Consider the following 13,597-nt stretch of genomic DNA (forward strand, 5'->3'; position numbering starts at 1 on the left):
TAGTGTTCGCTGATCCAATCCTCGCCGACGACGATGGAATCGAAAGAGGCCACGGTTACTGGTCCTTTCCGGGGACGATCACCAGCAGTGGGCGCACCAATTGCTGGGTGGGGGCGAGGGATTCGGCGAGGCGTTGTTCTTCGGCGATGCGGCGGGCGTAGGTGTCGACCTTCTTCTTCTGGCTGCCGACCAGTTCGAGTTGGACGGCGCCGGAATGCCAGCGGTCGGCGCGGCGGCGCCATTGGGCGAGGCGCTCGTTGGCGGTGCGTTCCTGCTCGCCGAGGACGAGTTTCATCGACTGGGTAGCTTTGTCGACCGCGATGGGAATCAACTGTTGGAAGCGTTCCGGAGCGGGGATCGGGCCGGGGTTCGCGGTCCCCGGCTTCAATCCGGTGTCGGTGAGCAGGAAGTCGAGGTTTTCCAGCGGGGTAGAGAAGGCCAGCGTGGGGCGTTCGGTGTCGGGGAACTCGACGGTGGAGAACACGCGCGAGACGAGCTGGCCGCGGCGGTTCATCAAGGTGCCCATCAGCAAGACGGTGACGGCGTCGACAACGCCGCGGATGACGAAGATCTGATTGCGGCCCAGGGCGGACAAAGCGCGGTCGCTGGCCCAGTCGAGGACCGGGTGCAGCGGGCCGAGGAAGTGGGCCTCCGGCCAGGTGGTGTTGTTGATGCCTTTGCCTTGGCGGGCGGCGCGGAGCTGGGCGTCGCCGACCTGGCGGGAGGTGGCGAGCTTGAGATGGGTGTCGATGCGACCCTTCTCGCGATAGTTCTGCGGCAGATGCGCTAGGCGCTGGCGGAGGTCGGGAGGCGGGACCAGTTCGGCGATACCGTGATTGGCGTGGATGGTCCAGCCGACACCACCATTGCCGGGAGCCGCATGCGGGACGTCGTCGTAGGCGGCGCGCAGGGCTTCGTCGAGGAAGCCGATGTCGTCGGTGTAGAGGCTCTGGCGGGGGAGCTCCGGGAGCACGGGGGTGTCGTCGTTGTCGAGCTGGGCGAAGAAGGCGTCGAAATCGTCGCCTTCGAGGACGTCTTCGACCGTCCTGACCTGATCGTCGAGGTCGGATTTCCGGGCGAGGACATCGCGGATCGCCGATTCCTCGTCGCCCACACTGTGTTTGCCCATCAGCGAGGCGACGTCACCGAGCGTGGAATGCGCCTGGTTCTCGCGTTCGAGCAGGCGCGACAGCACGCGCAGGTCACCGGAGAATTCGGGATCCGAAGGCTCCAAGATGAGGGAGGAGATCACCGGCGGGAACTTCTGGCCGTAGCGATCTACTCGGCCGTTGCGCTGTTCGATGCGGATGAGCGACCACGGGATGTCGTAGTGGATCAGGTTGTGGCACTGGGCATGCAGGTTCACGCCCTCGGACGCGACATCGCCGGTGACGAGGACCCGGATCGGGGAGGTTTCGAGTTTGAAGCTGTCGACGATCTCCTGCTGCTCCACATCGGACAGGCCGCCGTGCAGCATGGCGATGTTCTCCGGCTTCAAGCCGAGAGCGGCGGGTAGGAGGTCGGTGAGCCACTTCAACGTGGCGACACGTTCGGCGAAAACGACGGCGCGCAGGGACGACTTGGGGCTGACACCGATCTCGCGCAGGCGGGAGACCAGGGCGGCCTGCTTGCCTGCCGACTCGGTGAACGCCTTGTCGTTGAGGTCGCTGAGCGTGTTCAGGGCGGCCAGTTCGATGCGCTGGGCGGGGGTGCCGTCGCGGAGCTTGTCACGGCGCTGGTTGATCGACTCGCGCAGAGCTGCCGGGGAGGACAGGAAAGCCTTGGCCAGCGTCCACGGGAACAGGGCCTTGGTTTCGCCGGAATACGGAGAAGCGCCGGTTTCCGGGTGCAGCCATACCTGGGAGAGTTCGCGAGCGACAGCGTCTTCGGCGTCGGACGGCTGCACGAGGCGGTGCACCGGCTCGGCGCGTTCGGCCCAGTCGCTGCCGACCTCCGCGGCAACTTCGTCGTGGTGACGGTGTCGGCGGATCAGCAGGTTCTGCACATCCTCCTTGGTGAAGGAGCCGTCGGCGGCGACCGCGGTGGGATCGAGCAGGCGCAGGAGTTCGGCGAAGGATTCCTCGCGGCCATTGTGCGGCGTCGCCGAGGCCAGGATCAGGGCCTCGGTGTTGGGGGCCAGCACCCGGGCCAGCTCGTTGTTCTGGGTGCCGACATTGGTGAGATTGTGGGACTCGTCGATTACCACCGCATCCCAGTGCTGGCGTTCCAGATGTGCCTTGTAGCGGGGACTTTTGAGCGTGTCGATGGAGATGATCGCGCGCTTGTAGTAGGTGAAAGGGTTGCGGGTGGCGGGGAGCTTCTGGCGGACCTTCTGGATGCCTGCCGAGTCGAGGCGGACGAACGGTAGCGCGAAACGGCACCACAGTTCGTGCTGCATCTGCTCGAGGACGTGCTTCGGGGTGACGATCAGGATCCGCTCGCCGCGGCCGCGGCGAACCAGCTCCGACAGGATCATGCCGATCTCGAGGGTCTTGCCGAGGCCGACCGCGTCGGCCAGCAGAATCCGCGGCCGGATGTGCTGGGGGTCGAGGGCTTTGGCGACGGCGGCGCGCTGGTAGCCGAGCGAGTCGGCGAGCATGTGGGTCGAGACAGTGACCGTCTGGTCGCCGTAGGGGAACGGGGTTTTGCGCAGGAGGGCCTCGAGCCACAGGCGGGAGTTGCGGTAGCCGGAAGAACCGTCGGGGATGACCTGGGCCTTGGCCGGGTCGAGCACCTCGATGTGGTCGAGGCTGTCATAGAACGTGGCGGTGGTGTCCGCGACCAGCTCGGACAGGCCGCGCACGTGCAGCAGCCAGCCGTCGGACCCCTGCTCGGCGGAGGTGACCAGCCATTCCTCGTCGCGGACTACGACGATCGAGCCGGGGGCGACGTTGAGCTCGCGAGGCTCGACGGGGTGGGGCATCAGGGGTACTCCTGGTGGGTCGATGCAGAGGAGATCCAACTTAGTACCGGATCGGAAGTCATTCGGAATTCTGCATGTTTAGCTTCGGGATTGCATGTCGTTCGGTGGTCTCCCCGAACCTTAAGATGCACTGAAAACTATGTCAATTGATGAAGAGTGGAGGTTTGCGTATTCGGGCGAGTAAATGGTCCGACCAGCAACGCAGCTGGCGCGCTGCTACCGTTGTCGCATCCGAAAAGGACAGGTGGGGAGGTGGCGATCGTGGAGAACGACGCGGCGGGGGCGCCGCCCGGGCTGGCCGCCGACGCCGTGCTCGCGCCTGACGTCGCCACCTACACCGCGCTGCGAACCTCCGTTTTCGCATTCCGCTCGCCGGTCGCGCCGGAGCTCGTCGCCGGAGACGGTCCGCGTCCGACGGTGTCGATCGGTGAGCTCGCTGAGGCCGGGGCGCTGACCGTGCTGGAGTCGCCACCCACCCTTGTGGCGATCGCGAGTGGAGCTCCGATGTTGACGGCCAAGGACATTCGTCTCGGCCGGGAACCGTCGAGAAATGGCGATCCAGGCACGCCCGGCGCGGTGTTCGGGCAGCCGGGCGACGTGGTGGTTGTGACCGGAGTCGGCCATGCGGTGGTGTCGATGCGCACGGATGCGGCGCTGCTCGCGCCAGGGGTTGTGGTGCTACGGGTCAATCCGGATGTCATCGACGCGTGCTTCTTGTCCGGAGTCGTGCGAGCGGCCGCAGATGCCGCGGACAGCCGACCGATCGACCTGTTCGGGGTCGCCTTTCCCCGGGTGCCGATCGGTGAGCAGCGGACCGTCGGCGAAGCGGTCGCGCAACTGATGGAGATCGAGCAGGCATGGCGCGGTCAGCGTCTCGCTGTCGAACGCATGGTCAGAGAGGGCCTGTCCGGGCTCTCCTCGGGAACGCTTCGGATTGCGGACGGGGCGGGCAATGCGGGTGGGGCGCATGGCCAATGACATGGTGCCACGGATCATCGCCGAGCGTTACGAGCTGATCGAGGTCATCGGTAGCGGCGGCATGGGACGGGTATTCCGTGGGTTCGATCGTAGGCTCAAGCGCCGGGTCGCTATCAAAATCATCCATCCCCATCTGGCCGAGAACGACGAATGGGAACGCCGTTTCGTGCGGGAAGCCGAACTGATGGCGCGGATGAGTCATCCCGGTATGGCCACGGTGTTCGACGCCGGCATCGACGCGGGGCCACCCGAGCAGCCGTTCCTGATCATGGAATACGTCAACGGTGTCACGCTCGACAGCATCCTGGCTGTCCGCGGTCGGCTGCCGCTGGGCGCGGTCGCCGGAATCTGCGCGCAAACCGCAGCAGTGCTTGTGGAGGCCCACGGGCACAGGATCTTCCACCGCGATCTCAAACCATCGAACCTCATGCTCTGCGCCGACGGAACAATTCGTGTGCTCGACTTCGGCATCGCGGTCGCGCTCGACGCTGATCAAACACGCCTCACCCGGACCGGATCGGGCATCGGAACACCGGAATATATGGCGCCCGAACAGGTTCGGGGAAGCTCGGTGGTGCCGCAGACCGACCTGTATGCGCTGGGCCTGGTGATGTACGAACTGCTCACCGGCGTTCGGGCCATGCTCGGGTCGTCGGAGTTCGACACGATGTTCAACCAGATCAATACGGCACCACCGATTCTCGAGCCGGACCGTGACGAGGTGCCCGAGGAGCTGGCGGTGCTCGTGACGAGCATGCTCGCCAAGGAGCCGGCCGACCGTCCGGCGGATGCGACGACCGTGCACGGAGTACTGATGCGGTATGTCGGTGCGCTCGACGGGCTGATGGAACGTCCCGATCCGGCGAGCCCCGCACGGCTGTATGCGGCAGCCGTCGGTGCGTCCACGGCGACTCGGATCGCGATGCCCCAGAAACGGCCCGAAATCGGCGACGCGGCCCCCGCGCCCGAGTTCACCCGCGGTGATCTCGATCAGGCGATCCGCCGTGCTCGCGACCTCGCCGACGAGTCCCGTTACGTGCCCGCCATCGGAGGGTTGAAAGACTCTCTCGACGTTGCCGTGCCACAGCTCGGCGCTCGCGATGTAGACGTCGTCGACGCGCGGATTCGGCTGGCCGATCTGTGTCTGGAATCCGGTGACCATGCTCAGGCCGGCTCGCTCTACAGCGACCTGATCGACGACCTCACCGCGGAACGCGGGCCCTATGACGACCAGGTCATGTACTGCCAGCGGCAGCTCGCCACCTGCCAGGTACACAGCGGTCAGGTTCGGGCTGCGCTGACGCGACTGCGGAAATTGCACGCGCAGCTGGCGGCCTGGCACGGGGAGAGCGATGCACGAGTGGTGCAGCTGTCGGAGATGATCGCCCAGATCAGGGCGAGCGCAAGGTGATCCGATTTCGTGACCGATGACGCCGCCGCGCGGTGCACGAGGATCTGTGCGCGCGGGCCCTTGGCGCCTCACCCGCCTGCCTACGATGTCGACACTGGAACCTATGCGACGTGGACGCCGGGGAGATCGCCGAACTTGGCCTTTCCGTCGATGGATCGGAGCATGCGCGCCGTAACCACCGAGGTGGCTGCTATGAGTAGATCGTGCGCGCCCCGTGGCCTACCCTCACGCTGGACGTAGGCAAGCAGGCGCGCGTGCGCTCTAGCCGCCTCCAGCGTGTAATCCTCGACCGGGATGGTCGCGAGTATCGCGTCGACGAAGTCCTGCCGGCGCTGTCGTATCGGCTCGGTGCCGGCCCGCTCGACCCCGGTCAACAACTCCGCCGCAGTGACTGCCGCGATCACCGCGTCGTCATCGGGCCGGATCAGCTCGTCGAGCGCGGCTTGTCCACGTTCGACCGCGATCAAGAGGCGGGTGTCGAGAATTACTCGTGCCACGGATCGTCCGCCCGCAGCAGATCGCGGACACCCAGAACATCCGTCTCGAACGAGGCATCATCGTCCGGGTACCGCTCACGCCAGCCGCTCAGCGCCGCACGGATCTGCGCCCCGTTCGCCACCGGCGCCGGGCCTATTACCGCCAGTCGTCGGCCGCCCCGAGTGATCACCACAGTTTCGCCTCGCTCGGCGCGACTGAGGAGGTCGGCGAAGTTGCGGGAAGCCTCCGACGCGGACACAAGCTTCATGAGTTCAGAATATCAGATCAACTCAGATATTCTGAACTCTCTTGGCCGGCGGTGCGAAGGCATCCCCTCGTTCGGATGGCTGGGGCCGCAGCCGCACCGCCGGTATCGACTTCGATCCGCCGGGTCCGGGGTCACTGCAGGGTTTGAGCCACACCGACACCTGGTTCAATGCCGAGAAGCAGAAGAACTTCTTCCTGAACAATGGCGCGCAGGAGGTCGGTACCGGCGGTGCGAAACCCGGTGATCTCATCTACTGGGAGCACACTCAGAATGTCGACGATTACAAGCCGGGCGAGGCGCACCACACGGCAGTGGTTACCGCCGTCCTGCCCAACGGTGACATCCTCTACTCCCAGCACACCACCAACGGGAAGGACTTCAGCCTGACCGACCGGATCGGATTCTCGAATCAGGACGGCGGCACCCAGAACGTCCGGATCATCCGACCGAAGGAGACCTGGTAGTTGAAGCGCCCTGCCCTCGTATCCGCCGTTGTCTTCGTCGCCTGCTTCGCATCTGCGGTCGGGCTGCTGGTTGCGGCCGACCACAAGCTGGACGAGCGGACCGATGCCCTGCGAGCGTCGCATTGTGCGCGAAAAGTCCCGGTTCCCATCGCAGCCACAGCAGCCAGTTGGTCGGCGACGATCCTGTTGCTCGTCGCCGCGGCCGCAGCGGTCACGTTCATCGTGTCCGCAGTGCGTCTATCCTCGGTCGCGGTGAAAGTCCTCGCGATCGTCATCGCCGGCCCGGCGGTTTTGGTCAGCGCCGGTTATGCCCTGCTGGTGGGAATCTCACTGCTGCAACCGAGTACCGATGAACCCATATCGCCTCGCTACCATCCGTGCGAAGCCTTCTTCTGATAGGTCCGGGACTGCTGCAGGATCAGGTGACAGTTTCGGTCACGCGGCCTGACTGGCCGACGCGGTCATGATTGTCTCGAATTCGATCGGGGTCAAGCGGCCCAGGCCGGTTTGCCGTCGGCGCCGGTGGTAGGTCCGTTCGATCCAGGTGACGATCGCGATGCGCAGTTCCTCCCGAGCGATTTCGAATCCGATCGCGGATTATGCCCCTGCGGTCGTGCTACGCAAGCGTAGCAATCGAGGGATGGTGAACGCGTTGCGAGCCGTCGCCGACAACATCAGGAACACCGGATCGTTGCCCGCAGGTATGGTAAACCTCGTCGATCCCGATCACGAGCCGACAGTTACCACTCGCCCCCACCGCGGCGGCTTCAACTTCCTGGTTCTCATTGCGGCACAGAATAATTCTTTGCTGCTCGGCTGTCTCAGAGGTCTGCGGGATCGGATCCGGGAGTGCGGCCGTCCATGGAACGCCCTCGCGGCCCGTCGCCAGGTGACTACGGTTGGCTGTGTCTGGCGCGGCTTCCCGCCCCGGTGTCAGATGAGCCTTGTGTCCGACCGCAAATTTTGCTACCGATGGTAGCATTTATGGCATGGGTGGTAGTAAGAAGTATTCGATCAGCCTTCCGGAAGATCTCGCCGAGCAGGCTCGGGCTCATGTCGGTCCTGGCGGCTTCTCCGCCTACGTTGCCGAGGCGTTGGAGCAGCGTGTGGCGATGGACAAGCTCGGCGAGTTGGTGGCTGATTTCGAGAAGGACAACGAGCCATTGACGCGTGCGGAGATCGATGAGGCGCGGGCGGAGTTAGGTTTCGAGCGGCGTCGTCGGGGCTCCCGCGGGTCGGCTGCCTGATGCCGGATGTGCTGTTTCTCGACAGCGAGGGGTTGTCGATGCTGTATCGGAAGGATCGTCGAATGCTTGCGTGGGTGCAGGCGGCCAAAGAGGACGGCGTGCGGGTTGCCGCCACGGCGATGACGACGGTAGAAGCCGACTACAGCAAGGTTCATCCAGCCCGGATCGCATGGACACTCTCGCAGATCGACATCCACTCGGTCACCCAAGAGTTGGCGGCGCAGGCCGCCGCACTGCTGCGGGAGCACGGTCTGAGCGGTCACAAGTACGCGATCGACGCAGTTCTCGCGGCGTCGGCGCGTTCGGTGCGAGGGCTGGTCACAGTGGTGACGTCCGATCCCGAGGACATGGCGTTACTGTGCGGTCCGGAGGTCGAGATCGTGAAGGTATGAGCGCGGTTCGGTAGGCCCCCGAATGCGTTGGCCGCCTCCAGTACCACTGCCACCCCAGTCTGGCGGATCGTGGCGCGCGGTCGTTGCAATTCGGCGAACGCGTCGCCGCGCGCGGATTGGATGCATGAAATCGAGTGCCGGCCGGGTCTATTGAACCGATCAGCGACACACCTCTGGGTGCCGGCACTACCCCAGCGAGACCACCTTCGCCTGCCCGGAAACGACAATGTCGTCGCGATCGACAAGCGCGACCCGCACTTGCACCGTCTGCCCCGCCTGCAACGGCGCATCCTCACCAGCTGTTCCGACCAGCATGATCACGGCGGTATGTTGGGCTCCGTCGCAGGTGACGGCGTTCTGCGTGCCGGTGGCCGACGGACTGTTTGCGTTGGGATCGCCCACCATCGCCTTGATGCCGGCCACTCCGGCCGAGGCTTCGCAGCTGTAGTCGACCCCCACGTTGGCCGGACCGACACCACTGATGTCGATAGTGTTAGCGGCGAGAGCGGGAGCAGCGCCCGACCCAATGGCCAGCCCTATCGCCCCGAAGACAGTCACGATGAGGGCAGGACGTCGGTAGTTCCGGATAGTGACCATAAATCTCGTCCTCCTGGGTAGGGAGCTGGATAGTGGAGCACAATTCGGAAGAAACCACGGCGCTCACCGTTCCACGCATCCATGGGTTCCCTAGCTACCCCGTGGCAAACAGACTCCCGCCGATCAGGTCATTTCTGGGCTGCCGTCACGTATTCCGCCGGCGGTGGGCTCAGGTATAGATCTGCGCGGCCGGATGTGGTAGTCGACATCGCCGTGGCGGACGAGCTGCGGTACGGCCCGCGGACGGCGGTCAGTTCAGCGCCGCCGATCCAGGCCGTCACCGCACCTGTTTCCACTGGTCGCACGCTGGGCGGCTCACGGTGCACCGGCCGGCTCACCTGGAGCATCACGGTTCCGTTACGACCTCCAGTTCCGCTGGCACTGCTCACCAGCAATGAGTTCCTTCCGGTGACTCGATGCGGCCTCCTCCGGCTCGCCTTGGCATTGACATCCGCCAGTCGACTATCATGCAGTGATCGACAGAAGGTGGGTGTCCAGATGACCGAAGGGCAGAAGGCTCAGCGCCGAGTCAAGACAGTCAGGGCGATCCGCCGAAGCACAGAACTCGAGGGTTCACGCAGCACCAAAGCCACCCGCGCCGACCAGGACGCTTACGCTCGTGGGACCATCACGGCCGCCGAACTCGGGGAGCGCGTCCGTCGTCGGTATCACATCCAATAATCAGAGCAAGGGATGCCGCATCCCTGGGATACTGGCGACCCCGAACGGAACTGGCAAGGCTATTTCATCGATCACATCGGAGTCCTGAGGAACCGAGTCGGCGCACGAACTGTCGAGACACTCCAAGATGCCGAGAACGACCTCGTCGAGGCACGCATTGGTTGCGTCCGGCAAGGTGGTGTACGACTGGGCCGGAGATCTGCGGACCGTCGGCATCGAAAAGGGCAATGAATCTTTCTGCCCCCCGGCCAGCATCCGCCGACCGATGGACTATGTCGCCGCCGAGATCCACGGACTCCAGCAGCTCACGAGTGTTCCCGATGCGGAACTCCCGCGCACCGTGGCCTATCTATACGACTACGTCAACTTTGCGCATCCTTTCCGCGAGGGCAACGGCCGTGCCACACGCGAGTTCTTCGACCTCCTCCTGTCTGAACGCAGCGCCGGACTCGACTGGGAAAAGACCGACCAAAACGAGTTGTACACCGCTTGCCACACCGCGCGAGCCGACGGCAAGCTCAAAGGCTTGATCGCAATGTTCAGTGCGATTCTCGACGCTGAACCCGCATATGACTTCTGAACCGCGTCCCAGACCGGTCAAAGTCCGACCGGCGGCCCGGTGAGGATCCCGGCCTGGTGGGCACCGCTTACTGCACCACACACCCCGGGGCCTGTGGAGTGCCGGCGAAGCGGTCGGCGAGGAAGTTCATGGCGTCGAATGCTTCGCCCGCGGCGGCGCCGATGTGGGTGGGGAACGGCGAGTGGATCGCGGTGAGGGTGGCGCCCTGAGCGCAGTAGGTATCGACGAGGGAGGTGTAGCCGGCGACGGGGATCTTCTCGTCATCGATGCTGTGGTACAGGTACAGCGGGGTGTCGGGGGTGGTGCGGCCGAGTTCGTTGGGGGTGGCGGCGTTGCGGAACGCGGGCTGCGCCAACAGGTTCGGGACCGCGGCGAAGTCGTCGATGTGGGGGTCGGGGTATTTCTGTGCCAGGTCGGCACTGCAGGCGGAGGTGTCTGTGGCGAGCAGCGCGCGGCGGCCCTGGTCGTTCAGCAAGCCGGCCAGCCCGGAGTCGGGTTCGTTGCGGGCCAGCCCGAACAGGATCAGCAATGCCCCGACGGCGCCGTCGGCGCGTTCCGCCATGGCCGGGATATCGATGGGGACTCCGCCGGCGCTGGTGCCGACGATCTGCACGTCCGGTGCGTATTCGCGGCGCAACTGCGTGGCCCACAGGGTGGCGTAGGCTCCGCTCGAATATCCCCAGGCGCCGATCGGGCTCGAGGCGTCGATGCCGGCCGGTGCGAAGGAGCGTGCGGCCCGGATTCCGTCCAGGACGCCACGCCCGGATGTCACGCCGTCGAAGAGCCGGGACTGCGGCCCTTCGTAATCGCTGACCACGACGGCCCATCCGCGCCGTAGTGCGTCCGCGATGAACGGTGCGTCCTGCATGGTGCTCGCCATGTCGGTGCCGCTTGCGCCGCGCAGCGTGGACGACGGTGCGCACCGGCTGTCGAGACTGTTCTCGGGTACCTGGTACGACAACACCGGCCGTGGCCCGTTCCAGGGCACCGGTGGTACCAGCACCGTGGTCACGTTCAGCTGTGGACGCTCTTCGGAATCGGTTGTGCGATACCGTAATTGCCACGCCGACACCGGTATCGGCAGACCGAGTAGGGGGATCGTCCGCGACCCGAGGACCGCTCCGTTCGGCTGTGCCGCGAGATCGGCGGGTGCGGCATAGAAGGGATCGTCACGCGGGGGCAGCACCGCGGCCTGCGCGACCGGCATCGAGAAGGCCGCCGCCAGCATGCTCATGGCGAGCGCGAGGATCGCAAGCCATGGCCGACCGATCCGCTGCCGGATCGCTGGTTGCCGGGGCGCGCCGTCGACGGGCAGGCCAGGCGCATCGGTAGCTGCGCGGCACGCATTTTTCCGATATGTCGATGACGTATTCCCGGATTCCATCGCGCCTCCCGCGTCCGACTATCCGACTCGCAGGCAAGGCAAGCCCGCGCTGACCGGTCACACCGTTTGGGTTCAGATCACGATAACATCACGACTTCACATTCGCAGCTGAAAATTTTCTGAGATTGTTATCCAAGCCCAAAAGCGGGAAAGGCGGATGGGCCGCGCGGACGCCAAAGCTTGATCTTGATAGACATGTTGGGCAATTGCTTGGCGATACTCTGCTATCGCGCCGTTCTGTGAGCCGTTCACGTCAGAGATCCCAACAAAACTTGATGTCAGAGGCTCAACCCCGATGTGACCGGGGCAAATATGGGTGGCGCACTTCGAAAACTTTGCTCCGCCTAGCCATTGCCAGCAAATGGCAGTAGGGTCGCGGTTCGAGATACCGAAAATGACTGTGATGCGGAAACGTGATGCGCACACGGAGATCACGGGCAGGAGATGTGATGCCGATACCGGGGATTCGAGGGCTCGTGCTGGGGGCCATATCGGCAGCCGTATTCGCCACATTGCCCATGGGACTGGCAAGCGCCGATCCGGTCGATGACGTCCCGCGTGGGCTGGAGTCGTTCTATCAGCAGCAGCTGGACTGGAAGCCGTGTAACGACGCGGTTCTCGATGGGGTGGGGGCTCAGTGCGCGGGTGTTGTCGTACCGCTCGACTACAACCGACCGGACGCACGCACGCTGACGGTAGCGATCTCGCGTATCCCGGCCACCGACCCGGACCGCAGACGCGGGATCATGCTGTCCAATCCCGGCGGTCCCGGCGGTCCGGGCCTGAGCATGATGGCCGACCTGCAGGATCGGCTCACCCCGGATGTCCGGGCCCAGTACGACCTGATCGGCATGGACCCGCGTGGTATCGGCCGATCGGACCCGATGAAATGTGCGCTGCCGCTGCCCACCATGTTGTTCTCGGCCGGCTTCGACGCCTTCGGTTACGCCCGCGACGCCACCCTGGCCGCCGCGTTCGCGGCCTCCTGCGTAGCGCCCGATCCAGCGAAAGCCCAGTCCATCACCACCCGCAATACCGCCCGGGACATGGATGTCATCCGCAGCGCATTCGGCGAACCAAAGCTCAACTATTACGGCGGCTCCTACGGCACCTACCTGGGCGCCGTGTATATGCAGATGTTCCCGCAGCGCAGTGACCGGATCGTGCTGGACAGCGCCATCGACCCGGACCGCTACTGGATCGGCACGTACCAGGACATGGGCGCCGTCAACGAGGCTGGGCTCGACGACTGGGCGACCTGGGCGGCCGGCCACGACGCCGACTACCACTTCGGGAGCAGCGGACCGCAGGTCCGAGCCTTTGTCGAGGACATGATCCGAAGTGCCGCAACGCATCCGGTCATCGGTAGCGGCTTTCTCATCGATGAACACACGGTACCGATGATGCTGCTGGCGCTGCTGTCGAATCCGCAGAAGAACGCCAACCTCGCCGAGGTCGTGCGGATGGCAGCCGACGCAGTGTCCGGCCTGCCCGTCGACCTGGAGCAGCTGAAAGCGAAGATCAGCGGCCCCGTTCAGATGGACGCCTCGAGCATGGCCGCAGTCCTGTGCGGCGACAAAGCCGCACCCCGAGATCCGGCCTGGTATCGCCGCAACATCGAAAGCGTCCGGGCGAGCCAACCGGTGTTCGGCGCGTTCGCGAACAACATCACCGCGTGCGCGTTCTGGCCGGACCCGATCGAGCCACCTACCGTTGTGCACAACTCGACACCAGCCCTGATCCTGCAGGCGACCCGCGACACCCGCACCCCCTACCAGCACGGCGTTGCGCTGCACCGGGACCTGACCGCGTCACGAATGGTCACGCTGGCAGATACCCGCGTGCACGGCGTCCTTCGCGCCGATCTGAGCCAATGCGTGAACGACATCGTCAACACCTACTTCAGTGATGGCACCCTCCCCGATACCGACCTGACCTGCCAGCGCGACTCCAGCCATATCCCCGACTGATCGTCCGCAGCCCCGTCCGCTTGCACGCCGACATGGGGACGACACTGCCGAGCCGCGTCGATGGATACACGAGCGGGGCATCGTGGTATGGATTGCTCGTAAGATATCGAGTCGTCCGAGCGCCTGAGCCGTCAGAGATTGGCCATTCGAGCGCACCCGTTTTGACGGCGCTGTCAATCCAACGGCTCTATCCCACTTGTATTTACAGTCCCTGGTTGACCGGAT

13 protein-coding genes and 2 pseudogenes are annotated in these 13,597 nt (G+C 64.9%); 9 read left to right on the top strand and 6 right to left on the bottom strand.

The window, feature by feature from the left end; genetic code table 11:
- Window positions 1-55 precede the first annotated feature (55 nt).
- On the bottom strand, window positions 56-2,923 hold the full coding sequence (locus ACT86A_RS20975; RefSeq protein ID WP_445093878.1) for a helicase-related protein: 2,868 nt from the start codon (window positions 2,921-2,923) through the stop codon (window positions 56-58).
- A gap of 252 nt (window positions 2,924-3,175) precedes the next feature.
- Here ACT86A_RS20975 and ACT86A_RS20980 point away from each other — a divergent pair, with 252 nt between their 5' ends.
- Window positions 3,176-3,901, top strand: a complete 726-nt coding sequence (locus ACT86A_RS20980; protein WP_445093879.1) for a hypothetical protein — start codon at window positions 3,176-3,178, stop codon at window positions 3,899-3,901.
- Window positions 3,891-5,312 (top strand): serine/threonine-protein kinase, encoded by a 1,422-nt coding sequence (locus tag ACT86A_RS20985; RefSeq protein ID WP_445093880.1) that lies wholly within the window; start codon window positions 3,891-3,893, stop codon window positions 5,310-5,312. The genes ACT86A_RS20980 and ACT86A_RS20985 overlap by 11 nt, the downstream gene beginning before the upstream one ends.
- Window positions 5,313-5,413: 101 nt before the next feature.
- On the opposite strand, the gene ACT86A_RS20990 is transcribed toward ACT86A_RS20985, so the two are convergent.
- Both ACT86A_RS20990 and ACT86A_RS20995 read right to left on the bottom strand, forming a co-directional pair.
- Window positions 5,414-5,809, bottom strand: a complete 396-nt coding sequence (locus ACT86A_RS20990) for a PIN domain-containing protein (protein ID WP_445093881.1) — start codon at window positions 5,807-5,809, stop codon at window positions 5,414-5,416.
- Window positions 5,797-6,057: a type II toxin-antitoxin system Phd/YefM family antitoxin gene (locus ACT86A_RS20995; RefSeq protein ID WP_445093882.1), complete on the bottom strand. Its 261-nt coding sequence runs from the start codon at window positions 6,055-6,057 to the stop codon at window positions 5,797-5,799. Before ACT86A_RS20995 ends, ACT86A_RS20990 begins: the two co-directional genes overlap by 13 nt.
- Window positions 6,058-6,098: 41 nt before the next feature.
- Between ACT86A_RS20995 and ACT86A_RS21000 the strand changes: the two genes are divergently transcribed.
- Both ACT86A_RS21000 and ACT86A_RS21005 read left to right on the top strand, forming a co-directional pair.
- Complete coding sequence (locus tag ACT86A_RS21000) at window positions 6,099-6,521, top strand: CHAP domain-containing protein (RefSeq protein ID WP_445093883.1); 423 nt, start codon at window positions 6,099-6,101, stop codon at window positions 6,519-6,521.
- Window positions 6,522-6,917, top strand: coding sequence for a hypothetical protein (locus tag ACT86A_RS21005; RefSeq protein WP_445093884.1), 396 nt, complete (start codon window positions 6,522-6,524; stop codon window positions 6,915-6,917).
- Between the two features lie 39 nt (window positions 6,918-6,956).
- Here ACT86A_RS21005 and ACT86A_RS21010 read toward each other — a convergent pair.
- A pseudogene (locus ACT86A_RS21010) lies at window positions 6,957-7,094 on the bottom strand (IS3 family transposase); the annotation flags it as partial.
- A 416-nt stretch (window positions 7,095-7,510) separates the two neighbouring features.
- Here ACT86A_RS21010 and ACT86A_RS21015 point away from each other — a divergent pair.
- Together ACT86A_RS21015 and ACT86A_RS21020 are read left to right on the top strand one after the other, a co-directional pair.
- Window positions 7,511-7,768, top strand: coding sequence for a hypothetical protein (locus tag ACT86A_RS21015; RefSeq protein WP_195046562.1), 258 nt, complete (start codon window positions 7,511-7,513; stop codon window positions 7,766-7,768).
- A 62-nt stretch (window positions 7,769-7,830) separates the two neighbouring features.
- Entirely contained in the window at window positions 7,831-8,160 is a 330-nt protein-coding gene (locus tag ACT86A_RS21020; RefSeq protein WP_445093885.1) for a DNA-binding protein, read from the top strand.
- A gap of 186 nt (window positions 8,161-8,346) precedes the next feature.
- On the opposite strand, the gene ACT86A_RS21025 is transcribed toward ACT86A_RS21020, so the two are convergent.
- Window positions 8,347-8,583, bottom strand: a complete 237-nt coding sequence (locus ACT86A_RS21025; RefSeq protein ID WP_445093886.1) for a hypothetical protein — start codon at window positions 8,581-8,583, stop codon at window positions 8,347-8,349.
- Window positions 8,584-9,243: 660 nt separating this feature from the next.
- On the opposite strand from ACT86A_RS21025, the gene ACT86A_RS21030 reads away from it, so the two are divergent.
- Both ACT86A_RS21030 and ACT86A_RS21035 read left to right on the top strand, forming a co-directional pair.
- Window positions 9,244-9,438: an antitoxin VbhA family protein gene (locus ACT86A_RS21030; protein ID WP_445093887.1), complete on the top strand. Its 195-nt coding sequence runs from the start codon at window positions 9,244-9,246 to the stop codon at window positions 9,436-9,438.
- Between the two features lie 12 nt (window positions 9,439-9,450).
- Window positions 9,451-10,018 (top strand): annotated as a pseudogene (locus tag ACT86A_RS21035) (Fic/DOC family protein).
- 67 nt (window positions 10,019-10,085) lie between these two features.
- Here ACT86A_RS21035 and ACT86A_RS21040 read toward each other — a convergent pair.
- Window positions 10,086-11,252, bottom strand: coding sequence for a lipase family protein (locus ACT86A_RS21040; RefSeq protein ID WP_445093888.1), 1,167 nt, complete (start codon window positions 11,250-11,252; stop codon window positions 10,086-10,088).
- 599 nt (window positions 11,253-11,851) lie between these two features.
- Here ACT86A_RS21040 and ACT86A_RS21045 point away from each other — a divergent pair.
- Window positions 11,852-13,372 (top strand): alpha/beta hydrolase, encoded by a 1,521-nt coding sequence (locus ACT86A_RS21045; protein ID WP_445093889.1) that lies wholly within the window; start codon window positions 11,852-11,854, stop codon window positions 13,370-13,372.
- The last annotated feature ends 225 nt before the right edge of the window (window positions 13,373-13,597 follow it).

The organism is Nocardia glycosmidis (assembly GCF_052545115.1).

Excerpts from the sequence above, each read along its gene's own strand:
- ACT86A_RS20975 (WP_445093878.1), bottom strand. The coding sequence starts at position 2,923 with ATGCCCCACCCCGTCGAGCCTCGCGAGCTCAACGTCGCCCCCGGCTCG.
- ACT86A_RS20985 (WP_445093880.1), top strand. The coding sequence starts at position 3,891 with ATGGCCAATGACATGGTGCCACGGATCATCGCCGAGCGTTACGAGCTG.
- ACT86A_RS20995 (WP_445093882.1), bottom strand. The coding sequence starts at position 6,057 with ATGAAGCTTGTGTCCGCGTCGGAGGCTTCCCGCAACTTCGCCGACCTC.
- ACT86A_RS21015 (WP_195046562.1), top strand. The coding sequence starts at position 7,511 with ATGGGTGGTAGTAAGAAGTATTCGATCAGCCTTCCGGAAGATCTCGCC.
- ACT86A_RS21020 (WP_445093885.1), top strand. The coding sequence starts at position 7,831 with ATGCTTGCGTGGGTGCAGGCGGCCAAAGAGGACGGCGTGCGGGTTGCC.
- ACT86A_RS21040 (WP_445093888.1), bottom strand. The coding sequence starts at position 11,252 with ATGAGCATGCTGGCGGCGGCCTTCTCGATGCCGGTCGCGCAGGCCGCG.
- ACT86A_RS21045 (WP_445093889.1), top strand. The coding sequence starts at position 11,852 with ATGCCGATACCGGGGATTCGAGGGCTCGTGCTGGGGGCCATATCGGCA.